26 protein-coding genes are annotated in these 25003 nt (G+C 37.5%); 10 read left to right on the top strand and 16 right to left on the bottom strand.

Going from position 1 to position 25003, the window contains the following annotated elements; all coding sequences use genetic code 11:
* Nucleotides 1–14: 14 nt before the first annotated feature.
* A complete protein-coding gene (locus tag ACZ5YP_RS06890) occupies nt 15–1217 on the top strand; it encodes a DUF1464 family protein (RefSeq protein WP_464835004.1) in 1203 nt (400 codons plus the stop codon).
* Here ACZ5YP_RS06890 and ACZ5YP_RS06885 read toward each other — a convergent pair.
* Together ACZ5YP_RS06885 and argF are read right to left on the bottom strand one after the other, a co-directional pair.
* Nucleotides 1214–3694, bottom strand: a complete 2481-nt coding sequence (locus tag ACZ5YP_RS06885; protein ID WP_464835003.1) for an STT3 domain-containing protein — start codon at nt 3692–3694, stop codon at nt 1214–1216. The two genes, ACZ5YP_RS06890 and ACZ5YP_RS06885, sit on opposite strands and share 4 nt — an antisense overlap.
* Nucleotides 3695–3768: 74 nt before the next feature.
* Nucleotides 3769–4704 (bottom strand): ornithine carbamoyltransferase, encoded by a 936-nt coding sequence (argF, locus tag ACZ5YP_RS06880; RefSeq protein WP_464835002.1) that lies wholly within the window; start codon nt 4702–4704, stop codon nt 3769–3771.
* A 121-nt stretch (nt 4705–4825) separates the two neighbouring features.
* On the opposite strand from argF, the gene ACZ5YP_RS06875 reads away from it, so the two are divergent.
* Entirely contained in the window at nt 4826–5413 is a 588-nt protein-coding gene (locus ACZ5YP_RS06875) for a hypothetical protein (RefSeq protein ID WP_464835001.1), read from the top strand.
* 1 nt (nt 5414) lies between these two features.
* Here the strand turns inward: ACZ5YP_RS06875 and ACZ5YP_RS06870 are convergent, their stop codons facing one another.
* Nucleotides 5415–6185 (bottom strand): ABC transporter ATP-binding protein, encoded by a 771-nt coding sequence (locus tag ACZ5YP_RS06870; protein ID WP_464835000.1) that lies wholly within the window; start codon nt 6183–6185, stop codon nt 5415–5417.
* A complete protein-coding gene (locus ACZ5YP_RS06865) occupies nt 6182–7186 on the bottom strand; it encodes a FecCD family ABC transporter permease (protein ID WP_464834999.1) in 1005 nt (334 codons plus the stop codon). The genes ACZ5YP_RS06870 and ACZ5YP_RS06865 overlap by 4 nt, the downstream gene beginning before the upstream one ends.
* 212 nt (nt 7187–7398) lie before the next feature.
* On the opposite strand from ACZ5YP_RS06865, the gene ACZ5YP_RS06860 reads away from it, so the two are divergent.
* Nucleotides 7399–7815: a hypothetical protein gene (locus tag ACZ5YP_RS06860; RefSeq protein ID WP_464834998.1), complete on the top strand. Its 417-nt coding sequence runs from the start codon at nt 7399–7401 to the stop codon at nt 7813–7815.
* Between the two features lie 28 nt (nt 7816–7843).
* Here the strand turns inward: ACZ5YP_RS06860 and ACZ5YP_RS06855 are convergent, their stop codons facing one another.
* Entirely contained in the window at nt 7844–10141 is a 2298-nt protein-coding gene (locus tag ACZ5YP_RS06855; RefSeq protein ID WP_464834997.1) for a hypothetical protein, read from the bottom strand.
* A 122-nt stretch (nt 10142–10263) separates the two neighbouring features.
* On the opposite strand from ACZ5YP_RS06855, the gene ACZ5YP_RS06850 reads away from it, so the two are divergent.
* Genes ACZ5YP_RS06850 through ACZ5YP_RS06840 form a run of 3 tightly spaced genes read left to right on the top strand, consistent with a single transcriptional unit; the run spans nt 10264 to nt 14139 of the window.
* On the top strand, nt 10264–11901 hold the full coding sequence (locus ACZ5YP_RS06850; protein ID WP_464834996.1) for a type II/IV secretion system ATPase subunit: 1638 nt from the start codon (nt 10264–10266) through the stop codon (nt 11899–11901).
* Nucleotides 11891–13735, top strand: a complete 1845-nt coding sequence (locus tag ACZ5YP_RS06845; protein WP_464834995.1) for a type II secretion system F family protein — start codon at nt 11891–11893, stop codon at nt 13733–13735. The genes ACZ5YP_RS06850 and ACZ5YP_RS06845 overlap by 11 nt, the downstream gene beginning before the upstream one ends.
* Nucleotides 13736–13737: 2 nt before the next feature.
* The gene (locus ACZ5YP_RS06840) at nt 13738–14139 is read left to right on the top strand and encodes a hypothetical protein (RefSeq protein ID WP_464834994.1); all 402 of its coding nucleotides are present in this window, start codon (nt 13738–13740) and stop codon (nt 14137–14139) included.
* A 49-nt stretch (nt 14140–14188) separates the two neighbouring features.
* Here the strand turns inward: ACZ5YP_RS06840 and ACZ5YP_RS06835 are convergent, their stop codons facing one another.
* Both ACZ5YP_RS06835 and ACZ5YP_RS06830 read right to left on the bottom strand, forming a co-directional pair.
* Nucleotides 14189–15391, bottom strand: a complete 1203-nt coding sequence (locus ACZ5YP_RS06835) for a hypothetical protein (protein WP_464834993.1) — start codon at nt 15389–15391, stop codon at nt 14189–14191.
* A complete protein-coding gene (locus ACZ5YP_RS06830) occupies nt 15369–15962 on the bottom strand; it encodes a hypothetical protein (protein WP_464834992.1) in 594 nt (197 codons plus the stop codon). Before ACZ5YP_RS06830 ends, ACZ5YP_RS06835 begins: the two co-directional genes overlap by 23 nt.
* Nucleotides 15963–16508: 546 nt before the next feature.
* Here ACZ5YP_RS06830 and ACZ5YP_RS06825 point away from each other — a divergent pair.
* The 3 genes from ACZ5YP_RS06825 (at nt 16509) to ACZ5YP_RS06815 (ending at nt 19263) form a co-directional block, all read left to right on the top strand.
* A complete protein-coding gene (locus ACZ5YP_RS06825) occupies nt 16509–18107 on the top strand; it encodes a glycoside hydrolase family 57 protein (protein WP_464834991.1) in 1599 nt (532 codons plus the stop codon).
* A 48-nt stretch (nt 18108–18155) separates the two neighbouring features.
* Nucleotides 18156–18350: a hypothetical protein gene (locus tag ACZ5YP_RS06820; protein WP_464834990.1), complete on the top strand. Its 195-nt coding sequence runs from the start codon at nt 18156–18158 to the stop codon at nt 18348–18350.
* Between the two features lie 97 nt (nt 18351–18447).
* Nucleotides 18448–19263: an FkbM family methyltransferase gene (locus tag ACZ5YP_RS06815; RefSeq protein WP_464834989.1), complete on the top strand. Its 816-nt coding sequence runs from the start codon at nt 18448–18450 to the stop codon at nt 19261–19263.
* Nucleotides 19264–19274: 11 nt separating this feature from the next.
* Here the strand turns inward: ACZ5YP_RS06815 and ACZ5YP_RS06810 are convergent, their stop codons facing one another.
* The 7 genes from ACZ5YP_RS06810 to ACZ5YP_RS06780 all read right to left on the bottom strand — a co-directional run bounded on the left by ACZ5YP_RS06810 (nt 19275) and on the right by ACZ5YP_RS06780 (nt 22798).
* Nucleotides 19275–20051: a hypothetical protein gene (locus ACZ5YP_RS06810; protein WP_464834988.1), complete on the bottom strand. Its 777-nt coding sequence runs from the start codon at nt 20049–20051 to the stop codon at nt 19275–19277.
* Nucleotides 19993–20424, bottom strand: a complete 432-nt coding sequence (locus tag ACZ5YP_RS06805; protein ID WP_464834987.1) for a hypothetical protein — start codon at nt 20422–20424, stop codon at nt 19993–19995. The genes ACZ5YP_RS06810 and ACZ5YP_RS06805 overlap by 59 nt, the downstream gene beginning before the upstream one ends.
* Nucleotides 20425–20547: 123 nt before the next feature.
* Entirely contained in the window at nt 20548–20967 is a 420-nt protein-coding gene (locus ACZ5YP_RS06800; RefSeq protein ID WP_464834986.1) for a thioesterase family protein, read from the bottom strand.
* 53 nt (nt 20968–21020) lie between these two features.
* On the bottom strand, nt 21021–21809 hold the full coding sequence (locus ACZ5YP_RS06795; RefSeq protein ID WP_464834985.1) for a DUF2192 domain-containing protein: 789 nt from the start codon (nt 21807–21809) through the stop codon (nt 21021–21023).
* The gene (locus ACZ5YP_RS06790) at nt 21787–22083 is read right to left on the bottom strand and encodes a hypothetical protein (RefSeq protein WP_464834984.1); all 297 of its coding nucleotides are present in this window, start codon (nt 22081–22083) and stop codon (nt 21787–21789) included. The genes ACZ5YP_RS06795 and ACZ5YP_RS06790 overlap by 23 nt, the downstream gene beginning before the upstream one ends.
* The gene (locus ACZ5YP_RS06785; RefSeq protein ID WP_464834983.1) at nt 22080–22454 is read right to left on the bottom strand and encodes a hypothetical protein; all 375 of its coding nucleotides are present in this window, start codon (nt 22452–22454) and stop codon (nt 22080–22082) included. Before ACZ5YP_RS06785 ends, ACZ5YP_RS06790 begins: the two co-directional genes overlap by 4 nt.
* Nucleotides 22448–22798, bottom strand: coding sequence for a helix-turn-helix domain-containing protein (locus tag ACZ5YP_RS06780; RefSeq protein WP_464834982.1), 351 nt, complete (start codon nt 22796–22798; stop codon nt 22448–22450). Before ACZ5YP_RS06780 ends, ACZ5YP_RS06785 begins: the two co-directional genes overlap by 7 nt.
* 89 nt (nt 22799–22887) lie before the next feature.
* Between ACZ5YP_RS06780 and ACZ5YP_RS06775 the strand changes: the two genes are divergently transcribed.
* Entirely contained in the window at nt 22888–23760 is an 873-nt protein-coding gene (locus ACZ5YP_RS06775; protein ID WP_464834980.1) for a hypothetical protein, read from the top strand.
* A gap of 2 nt (nt 23761–23762) precedes the next feature.
* Here the strand turns inward: ACZ5YP_RS06775 and ACZ5YP_RS06770 are convergent, their stop codons facing one another.
* On the bottom strand, nt 23763–24521 hold the full coding sequence (locus ACZ5YP_RS06770) for an aminotransferase-like domain-containing protein (protein WP_464834979.1): 759 nt from the start codon (nt 24519–24521) through the stop codon (nt 23763–23765).
* 46 nt (nt 24522–24567) lie between these two features.
* Nucleotides 24568–24981: an aminotransferase class I/II-fold pyridoxal phosphate-dependent enzyme gene (locus tag ACZ5YP_RS06765; RefSeq protein WP_464834977.1), complete on the bottom strand. Its 414-nt coding sequence runs from the start codon at nt 24979–24981 to the stop codon at nt 24568–24570.
* Between the last annotated feature and the right edge of the window lie 22 nt (nt 24982–25003).

The raw sequence follows: 25003 nt of genomic DNA, 5'->3' as shown, positions 1-25003 counted from the left end.
ATGGGTTTGAATCAATGGTTATTGGTGTTTACATGAGAGTTGCCGGTATAGACCCTGGAACACGCACATTCGACATTGTTTTATTAGAAAATGGTAGAGTTGTAGAAGAAGAAAGCTTTGAAACAAAACTCGTAGCTGAAAATCCACGAGTATTAATAGATTCTCTTGGAGAATTAAACCCCGACTACATTGTTGCGCCTTCTGGATATGGTATACCACTAGATAATGGAGGAAATGTACGTAATCCCCGAAAACTAGCAGTTGAAGTATTATTATTGAGTACAGAAGAAGCGATTAGAAAAGGCGTTGAAGCTGGAGAGATAGGTATATGGGTTTACGATGCCCTCGCTAAAACAGTTGTTGAACTAGTAGAGGGGTTTAGAGAAAGAGTTATATTTATTCCAGGAGTAGTGCACTTACCCACTGTTCCAATCTACAGGAAGATAAATAGAGTAGATATGGGTACAGCTGACAAACTAGCCTCCGCATTTCTAGCAGTATATGAGTATTCTAGTAGACATGGAATACCATATAATTCCATTAATTTCATTCTATTAGAGGCTGGATTCGGATATTACGGGGTAATAGGTGTTAAATCGGGTAGAATAGTTGACGGTATAGGTGGAACAATAGCCTCTAGTGGAACACTAACAAGTGGTTTAATGGACCTAGAAATAGTTGCCGGGGCAGAAACATGGGAGAGATGGGATGTATTTCATGGCGGTATACTCGACTACACTGGTCTCTACGACTTCGAGGATTTCATCGCAAGAGCTAGTAGTGGGGAGGAACCATTTGCAACTCTTCTAGATCACTTTGTAGACGGTATAGTAAAAGATGTTATGAGAGTATATTCTTCCACACCCAATTCTTCATCAATAGTGGTAACTGGAAGACTGGGTAAAATAAGACAATTCGTAGATATACTAGTCGAGAAACTGCGTGGATTTACAATTGAATCGCTCAGCGGACTACCAGGGGCAAAAATATCAAAAGAGGCTGCACAAGGCTATACAGCTATTGGTGCTGGAGTAGTTGGCGACCGTGAATTCCAAGAGTTGCTAGTTTACATGAAGATAAATGAGTCGTGTGGAACAAGTGTAGACTACATTATCCACCCGAGAGCAAGAAACTATAAAGAAAGAGTTAAAAAAGCATACTTGGAAAGCGTTTTCAAAGCAAAGACATGTATTGAAGTAGAAAAACTGGGTTTCTAAGAAATATTTAATTCATAGAACACTATTACGCTGTATACTACACCCTCATAGTTTCTATCAGCAATTGTATAGCCGAATTTTAATGGCTCTCCTGTTCTCGGATCTATAAATGGCTCTACAACTACTTTGAACGGTTTGATATAAGCGTCGTTAGCTAGTGGTCTCTCAGTAATCCACTTTAAGTCTTGAACATTTATGCTCTTTGTTATATTGAGTTTTAATTGTGTCTTAAAGTAGTCTATTGTAGCGTAGTCTAGGAATTCCTCTGTTCCAGTGAACCACATAAACTGTCCAGCTTTACCTTTTTCTTCTCTAGCCCACCATAACATCGCGTCTACTAGCATCTTGTATATTAATGGAGTGTTTTCTGTGTCGTCGAGTTTTGGCGCGATTACACCGCCGAATACATTGTATACTCTAAAGAATTTCTCTGTGTCAACGTAGCTGGCATTTATTCCCATAGAGTTCAATATTGGTACTCTTCCATTTCCAATTCTAATCATCCACAGGCTCTTAGGCCAGTCTACGAGTCCTGGGAGGCCTCTACCAATAAATAATGGCATTATTGTTACTGTATCGTTTGTTTCACCTATAATTACGCCTTCAATGATCATTAAGTAGGTTTTGTTTACCGGGGCATTTAGTAATTTTGCAAGTTGAACTGCTTGTTCTCCACTCTTAGAAGTTAGTATTAATCCAATAATACCTATTTGTGTCTCGTTTATTGTTGAACCATCAGCTGCTGATGCTCTTCCACCAGCTACTGTTATACCATATCCGTAGTCCCACCAAGATATTACTAGTCCATCGCTTGGTATTTCATTTCTCATAGTTTCAACTGCTTTATACCAGCTATTTGAGTAGAAGCCCAGGTCTGAAACACCAGCTTTTAACGTATAGACTATTCTAGAATTTAATGTGTGCTCAGCATATGCTGTGTAACCCGTGTTTACTATTATGAGTATAAAGAACAGTGTCGCGATAAATCTAGTTATTGGACTAATCCTCTTTACTACCACGCCTGCTTTCTTCTTATCTCTCTTAGACTCTAAGCTATAGGGGAATACGTATTCGAGTATAAAGGGTATTATTGAAGACGCTGTTAAAACACCGAAATATGATGCTATTCCAATCATGTAAACAGCGTTCAAGTAAGAATAGAATGCTAGTGCAAAACCTATTGCTAAATACGTCTTTTCTGGTTCGCCTTTGTATAGTAAGTAGAAGACAGCAAGTATTGACAGCATTAGTGGTGATGCAAAGAATAATGCTTCAATAGTTGCACCCCAAGAGTGGAGCATTCTCATTAAAGTATACTGGTTTATAAGTGGAGATTGATGCTCAGCAATACTCTCAACTAGGGGCGTAACTTGTACAAATCGCAGTCCAAGTGCCCATGCCAGTCTTCCACCAATCGGTAGTAAACCCATTGAAGTTAATGCTATACCGCCAATCAATAGTAGTATTAAAACACCTAGATATCTCGCCTGGTTTAGTAATGGTTTTCTAAGACCCAGATTTCTATATCCCTGTGATAGATAATAGTAGATTAAAGGTAGTAGTGTTGCTGAGAGTAGTGGCCAAGCTAGCCCCTTAATAGAGAACGGATATATACCTAGGCTCATAGAGTTTGTTGGCGAGGGTATTTCAAATATCATTGCAGAGATTACTAGTAATAGGTTTGTTAATGCCAGTTCTCTCGTGAAATACTTTCCAGTAATCAAAGGAGATAACACAGCGAATGCTACAACTGTTCCCAGTACGAAAATATATCCTCCCCACAACCATCCAATAAGAGCCATTGATAGACCAGCTAGAATAGTGTATTTAATCCAATTAGTCTTTGTTGTCCTAATGTTCCTCAATGCTTTTACATAGAAGTATATAAATAGGAATACAAACACTGATGCTGCTCCTTCTTTTTCAACGTATCCAATAACTGTTCTCTCAACAGCTGATGGAAGTACAGCGAATAGAAACGATGCTGTTATACCAGCTATTCTACTCCCAGTTAATTCTTTTGCGGCGAAATAAGCTAGTATTGTTGCCACTGAAGCGAAAATAATTGGTTGTAGTGCAGCCCATTGTTCAAATGTTAATCCAAAGTTTTTGACTAAGTGGTATGTTGTACCTATCCATAGCGGGAAGAAGGGGTAGCTAGTATAGATAAAGTCTCTCCCCCATGGATACCAGAATACATGTGTATCTGGATTACTCCTTGTAAGTGTATACCATGCTAGAGGGCCGTTTTCATACACGTATTTTGCCTGCCAGTACTCGATATAACTGTCAAACTCAAAGAATTCAAATCCATTTAGTCCAAATGGCGCTGTTCTAATAAGTAAGCCGAGAACTACTGCGAATGCAACTAGTAGACCTGTTATTATAGCGGTTAGTGTTTTACTAGAAGAGACTTTAAATACTAGTTCTGCAATTGAGTAGTCTATTTTCCTCGCTGTATTTCTCAGTACGAGCATTTAATGCCACCTACTCCACTATTGAACCGTAAAAATATAGGATAGATAAGAATAAAAAACTTACTTTGAACAATTTAGGGGATTATAAGAGCTAAGAGTCCTTTTTGAGCGTGTTTTCTATTCTCGGCTTGATCCCATACAACACTCCATCTGCCATCTATTACCTCATCTACTACTTCTTCTCCTCGTTTTGCTGGTAGACAGTGCATGAATATAGCGTCTTTCTTGGCGTGTTTCATTAAGTCGACTGTTACACGGTATGGTGTTAAGTCTTTTACTCTCTTCTCTCTTTCTTTTTCCTGGCCCATGCTTACCCATACATCTGTATAGACTACATCTGCGTTTTCTACTGCTTTATATGGGTCTCTCTCTATTTCATAGCTTCCAGACGCGTATTCCTCGAATAATTTAACTACACTTGGATGTGGTTCGTATCCTGGTGGAGACGCTATTGTTACTTTTCCACCTAGTATTCCAACAGCTAGCATTAAACTGTGTAGGACATTGTCTCCACCGTCTCCTACAAATACTATTTTTAGTTTTGTGATATCTCTACCTTTTTTCTCCATGATTGTCATAACGTCTGCTAGTGCTTGACATGGATGGTGTAGGTCGCTCAGTGCATTTATAACTGGTACACGGCTGTATTGTGCTAGTTTTTCTAGTTTCCAGTGCTCGTATACTCTAGCTGTTATTCCATCAACATATCTAGATAATACTCTAGCTGTGTCTTCTATTGTTTCTCCACGTGCTAATTGTAGTTCACTAGCACTTAGATATAATGGATTACCTCCAAGCTCTCTCATTGCTGTTTCAAAACTTATTCTTGTCCTCGTGCTTGGTTTTTCAAATATCATAGCTAGATGTCTACCTGGGAGTAGAGGTATTATCTTCTCGCCAGCTAGATATCTCTGTTTTAAACTAAACGCTGTATCTAGAATGAATAGTAATTCCTCTTTTGTAAACTCTGTTAGAGTTAGACAATGCCTTCCCTTTAAACTCGTGACCATATCTCTCTACCCTGTATAAATATAGAGGCTAAATTTAAAATCATTCATCTCCAACTATTCCATATATAATTTTAAACGCGTTCACCACGTATTTAAATCAATAGTGGTGTAGGTTGATAAATTGATAACTTGTAGAATTCTACACAAAGCATTAAACACTATTAAATCACTAGATTTAGATGAGAAGACAACTTACACTGTTTTATTTATGCGTAGAACAGGATATGGAAGAATAGCTATTACAAAGTATACAGGTCTCCAAGAGAGAAGTGTAAGGAGGATTATTGAAACTATTGAAAACTCGCCGTTTACAAACCACATTATACAAGTAGTTGATTCACTAGATGTAGTAGAATTTAAAACCAGTAGTAAACACTACCATCCTGTTCTCTACTCAGGGCTGGAACAATCTATACTAGACACTATAAGAAAAAACATTGTTTTATTTAGAGACTACATTGTTATTTCAACAGGCGACCCATGGAAACTAGAGGTTATAGGAGTAGTATATGTCAATACACGTGATTTTCCAGGTCTCCCAGAGAATTTGCGTAGAGTATACCTTAATGAAATAGATTTTGTAGAGAACAAGAATGGTGTATTAATCTATTGGAGGAAATACAAGAGGTATATTGACGATGCAGTTGTTTTAACAGCTATTACCAACCTTTGCAATGCGCTTCATATTGATGAAAATACAGGCAATTAATTTATACACTGTATAATGGTACAAGAATTTGCGAGTTGTTTACTTCAACTATACTATATTCTACGCCATAGGCTTTTTCAATAATTGATTTATTTTTATAGAGTTCGTGTTTCCACCCATCGAATAGTAATTCACCATTCTTCAAGACGAGAAAGTATTCACATGTATTCGAAGCAAATATTGTGTCGTGTGTAGACATTATGATACTATAGGTTTTAGATAGTTCTTTGAGATAGCGTGAAAGCCACGTCTTCCACTTGACATCTAAGTGGCTGTCTGGCTCGTCGAGTAGTAGTATTTTTGGTTTTCTTACTAGTGCAGCTGTTAATACTATTCTCTGTATTTCGCCCGCGCTGAGTTCTCTGAGACTCCGGTTTAAGAGGTTTACTACACCTGTTTCTCTTGCTATTTCTAACACTTCTTTTAAATCTCTTTTTGAATCATAGAATGAATTTGATAGTGGATATCGAGATGTAATTAATAAGTCTATTACACGTGCACCCAGATATCCACTTGTAGAATCAAGTATTGAAACATATGCTAGAATTCTTTTCAGTTCTCTACTCATTTTCCTAGTGTTTACACCGTTAATGTATACTTCTCCATTGTACTCAATTAAACCAGCTATGGATTTCAATAGTGTTGTTTTACCAGACGCGTTTGGCCCTATTATACATACAATGGTGTTTAATGGTATCTCGGTATTAATGTTTTTCAGTGCCTCTATGTTTCCTGGTCTATAAATAACTGTTAAACCACGTGTTTCTATCACTTAGACCACCTTGCAAACCTTGAAATCAATAGAAGTAGGAAGAATGGTGCTCCAATCAATGATATTATCGATCCAGCTGGTATTTCACTTGATACAATGGTGGTTATTGAACGTGAAGTGGTGTCGGCTAGAGCTAGTATTATCATTCCAATAGTGCCTGATAATGGAATTATTAATCTATTATCGCTTGTTTTAAGTAGGAGTCTTGCAATATGTGGTGTTATCAACCCGAGAAATCCAATAATACCGAATAAAGATACAATAATACTCGAGGAGATGCCTGCTACTAGTACTCCTAGAAGTCTTGTTTTACTAGGATCTACTCCTAACTGCTTAGCGAAATCGTCTCCAAATATCACTGTATTTAATTTCTTTGCAAGAGTGAAGTAGGTACCTAGAATAATTAGTAGTGGGATGTGAACATATACTAGTTTACTACTATCTACTACCGAGAAACTACCAGTAGTCATTAGAGAGGCATATGGGTATTTAACAATAATAAAAAACAATATAAATGAAGAAGCACCAGAAAATAGTGTTGCTACTCCAACCCCTGACAATACATATGCAATATCACTACCCGACAACTTATCAGCAATTAAAATAGTTAATCCAAGAGCAGTTAAACCCCCAATTACACCCGCTAAAACAACGAGGAGGGGGTGATATGTATAAAAGTAAACTGCCATGTAAACTGCAAACAATGCACCACTACCAATACCAATTACGTAGTGATCCACTAGTGGATTACGGAGAACAGACTGCAATATACTCCCAGAAGCTCCAAGGACGAAACCTGAGAGGAGAACATAGTATATCCTCAACAATCTATACAATTTTATAGAGGCTGGCTCATTGAGAACACTATAGTAAGTTGAGAAATAAAGAAATGAGAATACTAGTATTGGTAGTACATTAAACAAAAAGATTCTACTACGACTAGCAATCAAAATATATGTGTTATCCGAACTAGCTGAATCAACTATTCTACGCCTACTCATTTCAACCACTAGTTATTAGAGTATTTTCCAATTGGACAAAGTGACCAATAATACTTTACTTCTATACTGGAATAAAAACCCAACAAGAGAAAACATTTATATGAGATTAAATACACGTGGACTGAATGCATAGCTTTCCATTTGCTTAGACTATAGATCTATAAAAATAACTTTATATACCAATCCCGGTAATAATCCACAAGGGGAGAGATATGTCTCTAGTTATCAGAGAATTTACCAGTGTCTCAGAGTTGATAAAGAGTATTGACGATGCAATAGCTGATTTGAGAAAAATACTTGGAGAGTATTTGAGAAAAGTAGAAGAATTAAGAGTTAAAGCAGAACAAGAAAACAAGTTAAAGAATATACTCTCTAAACTAGGTGTTGCTGCTACAGCTCCAGCTAACGAGTTAAATCTTAAAACTGTAAAAGTATATATAAATCCCACCTCAGAGCAGGAACTGGCATCCCTCGAAGCTGCACTAGAAAACATCAATGCTAAGTTAACACAGTTAATAGCTATGAGAAAAGACCTAGATGCTCTTGCTCCACTAAGCGATTTAAATGTAAAAATAACTGTTGTCTATGTTGATGGATTACCAAAAACAATCCTATTAAAGTTCGCCTAGTAGAAAAATAAACTATAAAATAATGTTTTTAGAATACTTCTTCAATTCCCAGTCTTTCCACTATTGCTTTTCTAACTCTCAAGAGTACAATCGCTATTACCGCTACTGCGATTAACAACCCTATAATTGGTGAAAACCTGGTGAGTAGTGTTGTTATTGTTGGTGATAGGGAGACAGATACCGGGATATTGTCTTTATCTACAGCTACTACTATATTTATTTCTTGGTATTGTGGATGTTTAACTATAATACTGTATACTCCATATAGAAGCGTCGTATCGGCCACTCCATCTTCATTGGTTGTAAGTATGTTTCTCAATGTATTTGTATGTACATCATATATTTCTATCCAGGCGTTCTTTATCGGTACACCACTCTCTGAAACCATTATTCTTACTCTATACGATTTTCTCATTAAAGTAACTAGTATATTTGTGTCTTCGGTGACGGTTATTGTTTTCTCCCAGCTCTCATATTTATTAGTGTCTTCGGGTTTGGGAACTACTTTAACAACATGTGTTCCGTATGGTATTTTCAAAGAGACTCTATCTCTTACATTGTCTGCATATTTTACTCCATCTACATATACTTCGAATGTTCCTACTACTCCATAAACATCAACGAGAGATAGATTGACGATATACTCATAGTATTTTACAGTAATTATAATGGATGAATCTACTGCTTGTACTGTCATATTTGTTGATTCTATAATGTTTACTCTAGAGGCTCTGTCTACAGTGAATTTAAATGAACCATTATATATGTGTTTTGTTGGAGAAATAAATTCTACAGTGTATGTTTCACCTGGTATTATATTTGTTAATCTTATTAATCCAGTCGTAATATCTCGTTCAATTACACCTTCAGGTGTTTCAACTATTAACTTACCACCCAGAATATCTGGTAAGTTAGTCGTTGCAAAGCGTATATCTATTGTTTTACTCATTATGTCGTTTAGAGTTGTTATTATATCCTGCTTAGCTAGTATATCAGCATTTTTGACTATTGTTAAACCCTGACCATCGATAAACACTATTAATTTAAGGTCGCTGGTTGCATCACCATAAATATAGCCTAGTGATGTAAGCATTAGTGACCACTGTGCTCTAAACAAGGGGATTGGATATGGTTCTACATTCATTACCTGTATACCACTAGTAGTAAAAGCTATATAGGTATATTTGGTTGATCCGGGTACTGCTAATAAATTGACTAAGCTTACTCCTAGTTGATATATATACTTCAATCTATATACATCGCCACTTCTAGTATAGAGTCTCACTCTTCCATCACTTAGTCCGATTATAAAGTAACTCCCATCTTTATTTGTAATACCTGTGACGATCTTCGCTCCAGGACCTACATAATCATCTATTGGAGGTTTCAGCGACAGATTTGGTTGAAGTTTTCCCTCTACAATGCTAACAAAACCTTCGGGTTTAGTAAATATTATTTTAACATTGGATTCGTCGGATCCTCGAATCGCTAATAGGTCACTTATTCTTTCTGGAATTTCTGTTTCTTCAATAGACTTAAGCGAGCAATCACTAGGTGTATTTGTGAGATCATATGTAGCCAACATAACTACTGGTATTTCTTCTTCGGTTTCATTAGTTACTACTTGCTTCATTACTCGGAGAGCTACTATGGCGTTAGAAGCATCATAGTAGTAACCTGTATTATCATGTATTACGAGAACTGTGAAATCAAGTATTGTTGAGTTTACAGGTATTGGACAAGTTACTGTTGCGTTTCCTGGAATGGGGCTAATTTTAAGTATACCGTTTGCATATTCGTCTAGTACATATATGTGTTTAATGCCTGCGGAGTCTTGTAGAAGAGTTGCAACTATATAGTTATCTGTTGTTGTTCTAGCTAGAAACATTTTTGTAATAGTGAAATCTGCTCCTAAAACAATGTATACGTATTTCGTTATTCTCCCTCTCTGTACATTTAAAATTAGTATTTCTCCTTTATCTGTCCCCACAGCAATTCTAGAAAGGGGATATCCATTAATAGCTACTTGTATGGGTGCTCCTGTAAGTGGATATATATCTTCTATTTGTAGACCTGGTTTTTCAATGTTTAATACTGCAACACCGTATACTCCACCAACCGACCCAATCAACAATATTCTATTATGGTCTAATACTCTAACCTGCCATGGTTGAATTCCAAGTTGACCTAGATCTTCTCTATAAGCATATACTCTAGTCGTTTGAGTATTCATTATAGGTGAGAATGCAATGATATAGGTGAGAATGCAATGAATTATCAATATACTCAATAATGGTCTAACTCTAATTGTATTTCGAAGCGTCATTTATTTACACCAAAATAGTATTTATTCACTCCACCATATTATTCTTGAAGAAAATATAGGTAAATAAAATATATAGCTTTTTATCCTTAAATAACACTTAGTATTTTGAGGGGTAGTGCTCATTGAAAAGACAGTTTAAAATTAATGTTGGTCCTCTAAAGAAGCTACTGAGAGAGCGTGGAAAAAAGAAAGAAGAAGAAAGAGTAGTTGAAGAAGAAACCCAGGTGCAAGCTCCAGTCAAAAAGTATACACACAAACTATACAGCGCTCTACCAGAACACACAATTATTGAAACATACCCCGTTTACGAGCCATTTGCATATATAAATATTGTAGAAGACCCTGAGGGAAAGATAATATACGAAGTTCAAGAAATCTCGTTAACACCCGAGGAGGAAAGATTGTATAATGAGATAAAAGAACACTTAATATGGGAACTTAAACCAATCTCTAGACTCGACATAGATATTGCAAATGTTATAAGGAAAACCGCGAGGAAAATAATTACTGAATTCCAGATTAAAATGACTAGAACTCCCGGTTTAACATGGAGTAAAATAATGTACTATATTGAAAGAGATGTTATTGGCTATGGAGTACTAGACCCCATTTTCAGAGACCCCTACATTGAAGACATTTCATGTAATGGTGTTGGTAGACCAGTATACGTGTGGCACAGGAGATACGAGTCTATTCCAACAAATATCGTGTTTACAACCGAGGAAGAACTAGACGAATACGTTGTAAAACTAGCACACATGGCTGGAAAACACATTTCAGTAGCCTATCCAATACTAGACGCCATTCTACCCGGTGGTCACAGATTAGCATGTACATTTAAGAGAGAGACTTCAACCTCTGGATCTACATTTACAATTAGAAAATTCAGTGAAACACCCTTGACAATAATAGACCTTGTTAGTTTTGGAAACCTCTCACCAGAAATGGCTGCATATTACTGGCTTGCAATGGATTACAAATTAACAACATTGATTATGGGTGTAACGGGTGCTGGTAAAACAACAATGCTTAACGCTCTAGCAACACTACTGAGGCCAACATATAAAATCGTGACGATCGAAGACACACCAGAGCTCAGGCTACCTCACGAGAACTGGGTCCAGCTGGTTTCACGTCCATCATTTGTCGGGAGTGGTATTGGCGAGATATCACTATTCCACCTTGTGAAGCTATCACTGAGATATCGTCCAGACGTCATTATCGTCGGTGAGGTTAGAGGTGAAGAAGCATATGTGTTGTTCCAGGCGATAGCAACCGGCCACAGTGGTATGACTACACTACACGCTGAGCACATAGACGCCGCTGTTAAGAGGCTAACTTCTCCACCCATGAATATACCGCAATCTTATATCCCACTAATTAACATTGCACTAGTTGTCAAGAGAGTACAGAAGAGAGACGAGAAAGGAAGGATAAGGCCTGTTAGAAGAGTAACCAATGTCTGGGAGGTATGGGACTACAATGATTATAGAGAGGTATTTACATGGAATCCACTTGAAGATAAACACGAAGTAAACGGAGACCTTAGAAACTCGCTCGTTGTAAGAAAAGTAAGAGAGCTGACTGGTTGGAGCGAAGACGAGATACTAGCCGAAATAGAACGTAGAAAAAAAGTTATAGAGTGGATGAGAGAAAAGAAGATAACAGCATATAGAGACGTATCATTAATCATCCACAACTACTACAAAAACCCCAAATCTGTTCTCGAGAAAATAGGGGTGACTGGAATTGCCCAATAAACTATCCAAGTTGTTCTCCCTTTCTAAAAGGAATAAGAAAAGAGAGGATAAAGAAAGAAAAGCAGAGAAAGTTGTAAGAAAGTATGTAAATATTAGATTCACAGATATTTTCATAGCATTTGCAATGACGCTTTTTGATAAACCAGGTAGAAGTCTAGCTAAAACATTTGAATTTCACCATTTATTTGCAAAGGCAGGTTTGAATATACATCCAAATAAATTTGGAGCTATTGTAATGGCTTTAACTACTGTATCAGCTATTGCTAGCATATTGTCATTTATATTGCTTACACTTCTAGTAAAACTAGATCTAGTTTCACTGGTTTTAGGAATAGTAATAGTTGTATTAATCCCCATTATTACGCTTACTAGTACTCTCGCCACACCCTATCTAGCTTCATCTTCGAGGAGAGTACAAACAGAAAACGAGCTTCCGTTCTTCATGGTTTACATTGCAACAATGTCTAAGGGTGGATATAGTCTAGAAAAGACAATTGAGAGAGTAGCACAACTCAGAATCTTCAAGGGGATTAGAAAAGAAGCACAGAGAGTAATAACTAGAATGAGAACTCTTGGAGAAGACCCTGTAACAGCACTAGAACAAGTAGCATTAAACCATCCATATCCAAGATTTAGAGATATAATGCTTGGTTATACAACGACACTGAAGAGTGGTGGAGATGTAGTTCACTACTTAGAGACACGTGCTAGAGAAATCCTAGAGGTACGTGCAGAAGAAGTTAAAAACATTATTGCAAGACTAACAACTTATCTTGAATTATACACTGTGTTTGGAGTAGTATTATCAGTTACATTATTTGTTTTCTTTGCAGTTCAAGCAGCTCTAACAGCTGCACAAGCGTCAGCACAACCTGGAGGTGGTATGGGTGTTCAAATAGATGTAACTTTTCCCGCTATTTATAACTTTATAGCGCTTCCAATGATTGGTTTTGGAGTATTGTTTGCTACACATATGAGTGCCCCTAGAACACCAGTTAGCTATAGAGAAGTATATACTGTACTATTGGAGGGGATTCCAATATCGCTAATTGTAGCTGTAGTGGTAATTCTGGCTACTGGTGGAGCACCGTTATTCCAGGGCAAACTAGAACTACAATACTTAAAACCACTATTATATGGTGTAGCGGCTGGAGTTGCCACAGCCTCACTACCACCAGCTTTGAAATACAGGTCTATAGTTAAGAGACAAAAAGGACTTGTAAGATCCACCGCTGACTTTTTAAGAGACCTCGCTGAGCTGAGAAAGACTGGTTTAAGCCCCGAGAAATGTATAGTTATGGTTTCAAGTAGAGACTATAGAAACCTTACACCTATTGTTGAGAGAGCCTCGTCAGCTATTTCAATAGGTATTAACTTAGAAGAATCACTTAGAAAAGCATTAAAGGGTATTAAAGACTGGTTTGTAATAGCGTCTTTTAGATTCCTTGTAGACTCTATTATCGTGGGTGGTGGTTCACCAGAAATCATAGAAACACTCGCTAGGTTTACACAGTCTCTAAGCGAGCTCGAAGAGGAAACAAGGAGGAAAATGAGGAGCCAGTTAATACTACCATATTTCGGTGCAATAATGCTCGCATCAATGCCCATTATCATACTCTACATGTTGCTCTCACTAGCAAAACTCCCACTTGCAACCGTTGCTCCAATGGTCTACGTGTTGGCAGAGGGCAGTATTATCAATGCATATATCATGGGTATAGTAGCCGGCAAGGCATCACAAACAACAATAGCAGCCGGCTTCCTCCACGCAACAATACTAACAATGATATCTATAGCCGTACTACTCGCAACACTCTCATTTATAGGTGTATAGTTTTGGAGAGGTTTTTTGCATTAATCATACTACTCGGAGTAGCAATAACCATGACAACAATAGGCATTGTGTGGATAAAAACAACAATAGAGTCAATGCGTTGGAAGCCGGAAATACTGAAAATACGAGATGCAACAATGTATTACAATCAAACAAGCAATTCATGGTTTCTAAACCTCACAGTAGAAAACATAGGAGAAGGAGTAGCAGAGATATACAAAATAGAAGTACACGGCATCGAACAATTAGCCTTCAACCAACCACTCACAGTAGAACCAGGAGAATGCAAGACACTTAATATACAACTAAGTAGAGAATACACCCATGGAACAAAATACACTATTAGACTATACCTCAGATCGGGCACAATATACCCAGTAATGGAATATGTAATACAAGTATAACAAGGGATTCAAGAATACCATAAAATAAAAAGATTTATGAGAATGTAGACTAAGGTAGTGGAAGCCAGAGAATATCAGCACCTGTAATAGCAATATATTCTAGTCTTACCGATTTTACTCCGGTACTTCCCGCTGAAGCATCGATTTTTAAAGTTATTTCTATGTTATAATTACCGTCTACAAAGTAGTAGAAATACCGTGGAAATACAACATAGCCTGTTACTACCACGACATCTTGACTACTACTACTAACTGAGACACTTCCTGGGGCTGAATATACAACACCACTCTGATTTGCTAAAATTAGGGAAATGTAGGGTGAAAACGCGATCTGATGAGGTTTACCACCTCCACTTGTTTGAATCACGAACTTATAGAATATAGTAACAGCATCCGTGGCATTCCTTATTCTTATTATGTTGTAAAATGAAAGTATTAGAGTTAAATTGGGTTTACTCTTTGATTCTCCTACCTCCAATAATTTGACCACGTCACTACCCTGTTTTTTATCTGTTTTGTTTATTGCTACTATGACTTCATTAATTCTACTCCTATCTAAATCCGGAGCAATATTGATTTCTGATTGAGAGGGGATTAGTACTACTTTCCAACCATATGTTGATGGATCGTTAGGATTACATCTATGATATATCCATTGTGTATCATTTTTGTAAATTAAAACAACATCCTCCTCTTTCGCTATGCCTTCTACAGTGTATTCTATACATGATTGATTGCTTGTAAGTCTATATGTACCTATTATGTTTTGAGAGGATATAAATCCAGTTGCATTGCCATATATTACCTCTATTATGGTTCTACCATATGCTTGTCTCTCACACTCCGGTTTTACCTCGAATACGTTTCCACGACTAGTAACTATTGCTACTGGTGCATCTTCGAGTTTGTAGTTGGTGATAACGTCTCCTCTACGTATAATTGCTGGAAAGCCTATTTCAACGGGATCTCTGAACTCTATGTCTGAAATCCACACTCTAACAACTCGTATGTCTACGCCTCCCGTATTGTTGATTATACATTTGTTGTTCGATGGGTCGTGTCTAACAGTTAGTTTTTCTAGTGTCCTCTCTGATTCAAAAGCTATTCTCTTAGCGTAGGCGTCAGATGTAGATTGTTGCAGGCGTATAATTGAGTAGAACATAGCGGTTATTGCTAGAAGCATTACTCCAGTTGCTATTACAGCTCCTATTATTTCCGCCTGTCCCCTTCTAGGCTTTTTGACTTGTGACATACCAACCCCTCACCTCGTAGAGCTCGTTGTTAACAAATGAAAAAACCATGAAGTATCCATTTGTTTCAAGAATGGTTTTATCTATGCATATTAATAGTGGTTTTTGTTTGAGAATGTATTCTCTAACCCCTTGATCTGTTAGTAAATACACGTTTATCCTTCCCTTTATTGGAATAGAATAGTATTCGCCTTGATATAGCCGGTAGACTCTATTCGAGTCAGTGCTTTCCAACCTGAAGACGCCTGGTATGGGTGTGATAATTGCACTTGACAAGTCTTGCTTTAAATCCTCCGATAGTAATCCAAAACCATATAGTCTATAATCTGGAAGAGTCCTCAAGAGACCTAGGCACACATGGGTTTGATTCTCTCGCTCTACATATAATACAAGAGTAGACTGGTCTTCCATGAGAATAGTTTTTACCTGGTTAATACTAGTAAAACTCAATACATTAGTTAACGTTACACTAGCAAATGTTACACCTATAACTAAAACAGCACCTATTAATATTATTACTCCAATTAAATCAGATTGTCCAATTACTCTTTTTACCGAGTGATACTTGTGCAAAACACACACCTTGTAAGTTAAGTATTAGTTATTAAAAGCACTCTTACCATTTAAGAATATTTAACGCCCCCTTAATATACTTCTATTACACTCATTAAACGCGTAGTTGGAGATAAGTAGACTTAGAAAACAGTGTCTTTACAACTGAAAGCCTCGCTCTTCAGGGCGGGGAGGAGGTCAGACCTAGTTGGATATTAGTATAGCCGTTTGTCCCTAGAGGGTCATTCTTTATTGTTTTTGGGTTTTTCGGGGGTTGCCTTTAGGGACTTCCACCTCGCCCACAGGGCTTTAGTTATCTCTATGGAGTCATGGGTGGCGGTCGAGCCCAACGGCACGGGGCTCCCATCTACGTTTATCCCCGCAGGGCTTGGAGCAATGCCCCCATCACCCCACAGTCTCCAATACTACACAACTTCCCCCACAACACCCCAACCAACAATAAACCCCCCATACAACCCCAAAACTTTTCAGCCCGGATTCTCTAGTTAACAAGAGATATTATACTGTTTGCATTAATTACTCCTAGTAGAGGTAGTAGGAGATAACATGGCAAGCCAAGATATATATATTGTACTCGACTCTCCAGTCTATTCTACCGGCGAGCTAGCAGAAGTATACATTGTCTCTCATGCCAGTGTCGAAGAGGAATTAGAAGTAGAGTTTAGAGATTACAAGGGTATCTTCTCCAAGGCTAGTATTAAACTAGAACCAGGTGTAAACGTTGTATATACACTCGAATACCAGACGCCCCGGATACCCGGTCGATATGAAATCAAATTAGTGAGTGGCTCGCGACTACTAGATAGTGTTAAATACATAGTGTATGGTGATACACTAGAATCTATTGATAGATACGTAGTGTTAACCTGGCACCACCACCAAGCACCAGGCTATCTCCCAAATGGGAGATACCGGTATACCTGGGCGTTTAAACATGTTGTAGATGAAGAGCTAGCACCATATGGTAGGGGCCCATATCACTACCACGCAGTTATACTCGAGAAATACAGGGATTACAAGTGTACATATAATCTCAGCCCTAGTCTTCTAGCTCAATGGCATCAATTAATTACACGTGGAGTTCAATTAGAGAATGGTGAGTGGATTCCATCGAATTCTAAAACAGCTGAATTAGTCTTGGAAACACTTGAATTATATAGAAAGAGCGTTGAGAGAGGGCAGATCGATGTTTTAACAAGTATTTATGCTCATACAATAGGTGGATTTCTCGTCGACTACTTGGGGATGAATGATATTGTAAGAGATGAAGTAGCTTTTGGAATAGAAGTAACAAGAAGCATTATTGGAGTCGAGCCGAGAGGCATTTGGACTCCTGAAATGGCATTCTCCATGAAAATGATTGACATATACAGCGAGTTAGGGTTAGAGTATACAGTTCTCGATGAGAAATGCCATTTTACTGGTTCACAAGGAGATAAATCAGGACACTTAGAACCATATATTGCTAGAGGAGGCCACGGCGAGATAATAGTGTTCTTTAGAGATACTGATTTAAGCAACCACTTAAGCTTTAAAAACAACTTTAAAAACGAAGCACAAGCGTGGAGAGCAGCATATGAACTAGCATATTTAATCGCGGAGAAAACTAGAATGGGCGGTGTATTAACAATAGCTCTTGATGGAGAAAACTGGATGATATTCGCGAAGAATTCACCACTAACAGCATTCTACTACGATAAACTAGTAGAATACCTGGTTAAAATACAGTCAAAGAAATACTTTGAAACAAGCAACCACAGAGAAGTAGTAAACAAGTATCCAGCTAGAAGAACACTCACACACATACCAACAACAACATGGCTATGTGGTTTTACAAAGTGGAATGGAGAAGTAAATAGACAACCATACTACTGGGAGAAAGCCAGGAAAGCATATCAAGAACTGAGAAACTACGAGGAAAAACATGGTAGAGATGAATACTCGCAGAGAGCGAGATGGGCCCTTTGGCATGCACTAGACAGCGACTACTGGTGGGCGGAATTCTGGGACCCAGCATACATTGATACATGGTTGTGTGAAGTTCAAAGACACCTCTTAGAGGGCGAACGTGTAAAAAAGAATCTCTCCAAACCAACCCAGTTAACAATAGAAGAATGCCTTGAACAAGCAATTACAGGAGAATAAGTATAAATCACTCGTAAATCAAAGGTTAAACAAGGAAAAGGTGGTTTTTTGAAGTTGAAATGCCCTTATTGTGGGTTTGAAGGAGACTCAGCCGAGTTTGACTACCTATATGAAACAACACTCTACGTAGTTGACTCGAAAATAGAGAGAGAAGAAAGAGAAAGACCAATTCTAGTTGTATGTCCAAAGTGTAGACAAGGATTTTTCCTAGAAGATCCATATAGAAAATTCCATGGAGAGTAATCATCAAATACAAATTAGACTATACAAATTCCCATAGAGTTGTTGAAGTAGTTTTATTTAGGTATAATCAACTCGGATTTTAGAGGTGTAGAGTGAGTTGAAGGAAAATCTATGTAGTGATACCAATACTGCCCGCCTATTTAGGAGTGTGTTGCTGAGTAGACTACTACTTCTACAACGATTACTCGGCGCTAAATACACTTCTATCCGCGTTAGATTCGCGGGTAGAAAACTCGAGTTTACTATTCCACTGGATTATGCTGACTGGGCCTTGAAAAACCTAGAACACGTATTAATAGACTGCGACTACTATGGCATACCATGGGCTATACCGAAGAGCGGACACCGTGTCCTCGACGTCGGGGCCTTTCTGGGTTTCTATACTGTATCATCATCTATTCTTACTGGTTTGAGTGGTGTTGTCTACGCGGTAGAACCCAATAAAAGAATACTTTCAGTTCTACATAGTAATATTGTTGTAAATAGTGCTTCAAACACTATTCTAATTCCTTACGCTGTATGCCCAAGTAATGGTTTTGTAAAACTATATATTGGTGAATACCCTGCTGTATCATCGACGATTCGCGAACACGTTGAATACTATACTAGTGTAATAGAGTCCATAGAGGTGAAATGTGTAAAAATGAGTAGTTTACTACGTAGTATTGGATATCTCGATATTGTAAAACTAGATTTAGAAGGACTAGAGAAAGACATATTATTGGAAAGTATTGACGAATTGAAACGTGTTGAAACTATTGTAGTAGAAGTTCACTTAGACCAAGTTGATACTTTTGAAGTCGAAGAAGTTTTATATAGAGCTGGTTTCAACGAGATCGTAGAATACACGTCGAGTGAAATGCCCGACCAAATAATAGTTTACGCGTCAAAAAGTAATAAGAGAGCTGAGTAAAAAAGAATTATTTACTTTCTAAACCCGGGAAATAATGGTCCTCTAAAACCCTGTTCTCTCAGCTTCTCTTCTATTGCAGATATAACTTTTCTAGCTAGTTCTAGACCTCTATACCCCTTTCCCCAGTATTCACCAATTATTTTTTCAATTTCCTGGTCTGGAATATTGACTCGTGGATTGCTTCTCCTTAGTTCTCTTATTTTACTCATTACTACTTCTTTTAATTGTTGTTTTTCTTTTTCATGTATTCGTTCTCTTATTTCACGTGCTTCTTCTTTGTATTTCTCTACTAGTTCTCTCATGGATTTTACTTCACCCATCTGTATTTTTGCTTTGATCGCTTCTCTCACTCTGGCTGGTAGAGCCTCTATGGCTTTTCTAACTACTTCTTCGCGGGGCTCTACTAGGTTTTCATATGTTGTCTTTACGAATTGAGTAAATACTGATTTTACAAGTATAGTGTATGCTCTTACATATCCTCTATAAGCCCAGACTGCCAGTCTAAATGCGAGTGTTGTATTTCCACCCTCTAGTGTAGTAGTGGCGTTTTCTAGTTTCTCGTCCGCCCACTCAATTACTTTTACTACAAGAGTAGTATTGTATCCCTTGCTAGACGCGTAGTCTACAGCGTTTAATACTATATTCTTTAATTCACTTGATACATTGATTACTGCTTTTACTGTTTCTTCTGTTATAGTCTCGTTTTCTCCTAGATTACTCCTTACTACTTCACCTAGTACTGGATGAGCGTATACTGGTATGTGCGAGTAGTGTATTGCAGCTGGCATAGGCGTATACTTTTGCTCTGTGTGGTTGTTCACTACTTGTATTCAATGCTCTCTCTAGAAATCTATCGCCGAGCCTCATTGATACATTAGCTGCTGTTACATTGTATTGTAGCTCCCACTCGTATAGTGAATACGTAATGTTTCTAATTGTATAGGCGAATTCTAATACCTCGTTGAAGTCCATGTTGAATATAATACTAGTTCTAATCCTACCCCATCCTCTAAACTCGAATACTGGCATGTCTCTTGGTGGTTCTTCTGTTGTTACTGGCTCGTTTGGTGGTTGAGGTGTTTCGGCATGTATTATTGCAACTAGTGGTGTTATTAGTGTAAATACTATTAATAGACTTAGAGTTATACCTACTACCTTCATTTTTCACACCCAATTACAGAGTAGGGTGTTTGTTTAAAATAAGGGATGTGTTGAAACAATAATTGAAACTAGGATTGATCCTTGTTTCTACTAGTTCCAGATCGTTTCAATCAATTGAAACATCTACTTGTCTTTCTCCAATAGTATTTTCTTTACTTTCTCCATGAATTTCTCTCTGTTTACAATAAACCTCTCGTGTTGCCCCTCTCCAATCAATATATCTTTGTAGTATGCTTTTACTTCGAATACCAGTCTCCTTCCATCAACCAATACGAGTTTTGATTCAACTCTGACAACGCCGCCTATAGGTGCTGGATTTAAGTGTTTAACAGATATCATAGTTCCTACTGTTGTATACTCGTTTGGAAGGTGTTTTTGAACGCAGTTTAAACTCGTTCTCTCCATGAATAAAATCATGCTGGGCGTAGACAATACAGAGACTTCACCGCTACCTATATGTTTAGCGGTGTGTTCTTCTGTAACAATGTATTCTTCAATACATGTTAATCCGGGTTTTAATTGGAGCTCATCTATTTTACTCATCAATACCACCTATACTATGTAGGTAGTATATTGTGTTGAGTTTAAAAGAAAATTTATTCTCCTAGAGGAGTATTAGAATCATCTTGTATGAATTCACGTTTTTCTTCTCTCTCCTGTCCTTCACTAGTAGTTTTCTTTGAACCAAGTATTTTCTCTAGTGTTTTCTCGTTTACATTGAATACTTGTTTGGCAATTGCAGCTATATAGTCATCGCTTGGCGTTGACTTTGGGAAACCTATTCTAATAGCTATTGCTTTCTTTAAAGCTTCTTTTTCCTCTCTAGTTTTAACTTCGCCCTTGTATATTGCTTCTGCTAGTTTAAATGCTATAAAGAATCTAGCGTAGTTTCTCACTGTTTTCTCTTCTTCGGGGAATGCTTCGAGTACTTTGTGTAGTATGTTTTTAAATTCGTCTTCCCCGAGAAAACCAAACATTAGTTTGGTTAATGGTAGTCTTAAAAGCCTCGCTATTGTATTGCTATCTACAACTCCAGAAGACGATATCTTCTTCAATTTCTCTCTTGCTACTTCGAGATTAGAAGACATTATATCGTTTAATGCTTCTTCAAGCGCTTCTTCAATATAGAAGATTTTACTGAATAGTTCTGGGTAATCCTGGTCTAGTTTTAATCCATATTTTCCTATTACATATAGAGTAGCCATTTCCTTATCGTATAAATCCGGTGGCTGCGACTTTCCCCTTATTGGCTGTATTTTCCTTGATTCATACATTGATTTCAATACACTCACTGCTTTTGCTCTATCTATACTGTCTAGTTGCTTAGTTAACTCGCTTAGAATAGTTACTGCTGCCTGTATTCTATTCTTGTGTGGTGGTTTCATTTTGATCCTCCATTCTGCTCAGTTCTCTATTTATAAATCTCTTAAGCCTCAAGTCGAAGCTTGTACGACCAGTGTAAACCCTTATACTCCCACGTTTTCCCCTACTATATATTATTTTTATAGTTGATAAATCTGCAATGTTTTTGTCTAGTTTAAGTATTATTTCGTATTTTGATTTTTTCTCTCGTATTTCACAGTATTTAACTAGTATGTTTTCTCTCTTTAAGTAGTTTGCTATTTTCTCTACTAGTCTAGCTATATTTGTACTAGTCATGGCTTCCACGCAAATCTTATTTTAACCAGGCCAAGTGTTTCGAGTATTTCAATATACCATGCTGCAAGCTGTGTAAGTAGTACTTGCATTGCCTCTTCACACGATGCGTTTAATCCATATACTTGTTTAAAGACTTCTATGCATAAATTACAGTCAATGTTTTTACTGTGAATGCTTTTAATGTATTCAACTAGTTCATTAAAGGATTGTTGACTAGTTTCTACTTTTCTCTGTATTTCACTTAGTATGCTTGTTGATGGTAGTAACTGGCTACAGTCAAGTCCTCGCTCTCTACATTTTTTCAAGTACTCGTAGAGAAACTTGTAGTTTTCAACGAGTCTACCACTGGATAAAAATAAATCTCCTAGCAAATCCCCGCCCCTAGTATAGTAGCAAGTCTCTCTCTAATTTCCTCTTTATACTTGTCGTCTACTGATTTATAGAGTTTTGCAACTGCTTCTAGCAAATCGTTTATTATTACTTCAATTATTGCTGCTTTTTCATACATTTCGGCTTGTTCAATAGCTCTTGCTAATACAGTATCGCTTGGATGCGCTATTCTCTTAACGTATTTTCTAACAGCTGTAGGTGAAATACCGAGAACTCTAGCTAGCTCGGTTATACTCCTTGTTGAGAGCATTATATCAATTATCTTATACCTTGCCTCTTTACTAATCCAGTGTACGGGAAATTCTGTTTCCAATGCGTCATCCATATAAACAGCACCGTCCTTTATCCTCAAAGTGTTAAGTTTATAGAGGTTAAAAACACTATGTTATTTTAATCAATTCAAGGTGTAATTAAATGCGGCAAGTAGCGATCCTCTACAATGGAAAAATAGATGTCGCGGAATACCCGGGGGTAGTATTGAAAAACCCTGTTCTTCTAAAACCAATCTATGTATATATTGGTGAAGTCGAAAAAAATATTTTAACTGGAAAACTACCAGTAAATAAATCTATAATTCTTGGGTGTACTGGTGTAGCAAGAATTATTGAAGTTTATAGTGGTAGCACCGAGTATACTGGAAGAGTATTCACTATCTCCCCGTTTGGAGCTCAGGGAATACTTGGTGTAGAAGAAGATGGATTACTCTCAAATTATAGTTCAATACACCCCTCATACCTAGATGAAATAGTACTCGAACCGAAACCAATAGATGCAATTAAACCACTTGTTAAACACGCCGAGACACTATCACAGAGAGTGATGGAACCAGTATTAATTGAAGGATGTAACCTGGTATCACTAGCACTTGGATTATCACTGAGATATAAGGGAATTGAACCAGCATTCTACTGTGAAAACACTGCTCGTAGCGTTATACAGTTTGGTTTTAGAGTATTTAAACACCCAAGTGAACTGGTAGATCAATGGGGGTCAATAGTATTAACCAGCCACGACCACACGGCCAAATACAAACTACTGAGTCAACTAGTCTACAACAACATAGTAGTATCACCACTATCGTTTACAAACTGGATACCTCTTACAAAGAGAGAGGGAGTATACAATGTAAGCATTGCATATAGAGATAGTGTAGTAGATAATACAGTAGTGAGAAGAGTATTAGACACGCTCTCAAAGAGTATTAGAATTGTAGAAGTAGATGATTTAAAAAACGCTATTGGACTGTTTCCACCACGTGGTCTTGGATTAATACTCTCATTGAAGTAAAACTAGGCTTCTTTTATCAATTTTCCAATTCTCGCTATTCCAGCTTCTATCTGCTCATGTGATGGATAGCTGAAGCTCAATCTCATACTGTTTTTGCCTGTTCCATCAACGTGGAAGCTACCGCCGGGGACGTAGGCGACTTTGTATTCTTCTATGGCCTTGGGTAGTAGTTTGCCGGCATCAAATCCAGTCTTGTATATATATGCAAAGACGAACATTCCACCTATTGGCTTTGAATACCAAGTGTAGTCGGGGAAGTAGTCTCTAATAGCTTTCAACATAGTGTCTCGTTTAGACTTGTATGTAGGTACAGCTCTAGATACAACTTTTTCTACTACACCGCGTTTAATGGCTTCAGCTGCTACCAACTGTGTAAGTGTTGATGTATGGAGGTCTACGTATTGCTTAATCATTTCAATTTTTCTAGCAATATCGCCGGGTGCTACTATCCACCCTACTCTCAATCCAGGAGCTAGTATTTTACTCACTGTTCCAAGGTATACAACTCTATCTTCTCTATCCATGCTTTTCAGGGTTGCCCTGTCTACTCCGTCTTCAAATACTAGGAAGCTGTATGGGTCGTCTTCAATTATTAGTAAATCATATTGTGATGCTATTTCTAGTAGGTGTTTCTTTCTATCTATAGTCATTGATACTCCAGCAGGGTTTTGAGCTATAGGGATAGTGTAGATAAACTTTATTTTCTTTCTCTCGTCTTCACCTAGTTTTCTTAGTTTGTCTTCTAATTCCTCGGTTTTCATTCCATTATCGTCTAATGATATACCAATAAATCTTGCACCAGCGTTTTTAAATGCACCTACTGCTGCTGAGGTAGGTTGGATTTTCAGATATTACAATGTCGCATTGATCAATAAATGTTCTTGCAACAAGGTCTAGCGCAGACTGGCTACCAGTTGTTATTACTACGTGTTCTGGATCGCACTTTATACCCTTTGTAGCCTCTAGGAATTTACATATTGTTTCTCTTACTTCTGGTATTCCCTTTGTTTCACCATATTGTAGAGCTATATTTCCATATGATTCAATAACGTACTTGGCTATTTCTGCCAGTTCTTCCCGTGGAAACAAATTGGGGTCTGGTATTCCACCAGCAAGGCTTATTACATCTTTCTTTTTCGATATTATTGCTAGCAGTTCTCTTATTTCTGAAGCCTTAATACTCTGTGCTAGCTTACTATATAGTCGGGTATAATCAACCACAGATACCAGCCCGGATTATAAG

The sequence above is a fragment of the Sulfophobococcus zilligii genome, from assembly GCF_055398255.1.
The sequence above is the reverse complement of the archived record's forward strand: the minus strand, read 5'-3'. Positions and strand labels throughout refer to the sequence as shown.

Excerpts from the sequence above, each read along its gene's own strand:
- ACZ5YP_RS06890 (WP_464835004.1), top strand. The coding sequence starts at position 15 with ATGGTTATTGGTGTTTACATGAGAGTTGCCGGTATAGACCCTGGAACA.
- ACZ5YP_RS06885 (WP_464835003.1), bottom strand. The coding sequence starts at position 3,694 with ATGCTCGTACTGAGAAATACAGCGAGGAAAATAGACTACTCAATTGCA.
- argF (WP_464835002.1), bottom strand. The coding sequence starts at position 4,704 with ATGGTCACGAGTTTAAAGGGAAGGCATTGTCTAACTCTAACAGAGTTT.
- ACZ5YP_RS06865 (WP_464834999.1), bottom strand. The coding sequence starts at position 7,186 with ATGAGTAGGCGTAGAATAGTTGATTCAGCTAGTTCGGATAACACATAT.
- ACZ5YP_RS06860 (WP_464834998.1), top strand. The coding sequence starts at position 7,399 with ATGTCTCTAGTTATCAGAGAATTTACCAGTGTCTCAGAGTTGATAAAG.
- ACZ5YP_RS06855 (WP_464834997.1), bottom strand. The coding sequence starts at position 10,141 with ATGACGCTTCGAAATACAATTAGAGTTAGACCATTATTGAGTATATTG.
- ACZ5YP_RS06835 (WP_464834993.1), bottom strand. The coding sequence starts at position 15,391 with ATGTCACAAGTCAAAAAGCCTAGAAGGGGACAGGCGGAAATAATAGGA.
- ACZ5YP_RS06825 (WP_464834991.1), top strand. The coding sequence starts at position 16,509 with ATGGCAAGCCAAGATATATATATTGTACTCGACTCTCCAGTCTATTCT.
- ACZ5YP_RS06810 (WP_464834988.1), bottom strand. The coding sequence starts at position 20,051 with ATGCCAGCTGCAATACACTACTCGCACATACCAGTATACGCTCATCCA.
- ACZ5YP_RS06805 (WP_464834987.1), bottom strand. The coding sequence starts at position 20,424 with ATGAAGGTAGTAGGTATAACTCTAAGTCTATTAATAGTATTTACACTA.
- ACZ5YP_RS06800 (WP_464834986.1), bottom strand. The coding sequence starts at position 20,967 with ATGAGTAAAATAGATGAGCTCCAATTAAAACCCGGATTAACATGTATT.
- ACZ5YP_RS06795 (WP_464834985.1), bottom strand. The coding sequence starts at position 21,809 with ATGAAACCACCACACAAGAATAGAATACAGGCAGCAGTAACTATTCTA.
- ACZ5YP_RS06790 (WP_464834984.1), bottom strand. The coding sequence starts at position 22,083 with ATGACTAGTACAAATATAGCTAGACTAGTAGAGAAAATAGCAAACTAC.
- ACZ5YP_RS06780 (WP_464834982.1), bottom strand. The coding sequence starts at position 22,798 with ATGGATGACGCATTGGAAACAGAATTTCCCGTACACTGGATTAGTAAA.
- ACZ5YP_RS06775 (WP_464834980.1), top strand. The coding sequence starts at position 22,888 with ATGCGGCAAGTAGCGATCCTCTACAATGGAAAAATAGATGTCGCGGAA.
- ACZ5YP_RS06770 (WP_464834979.1), bottom strand. The coding sequence starts at position 24,521 with ATGAAAACCGAGGAATTAGAAGACAAACTAAGAAAACTAGGTGAAGAC.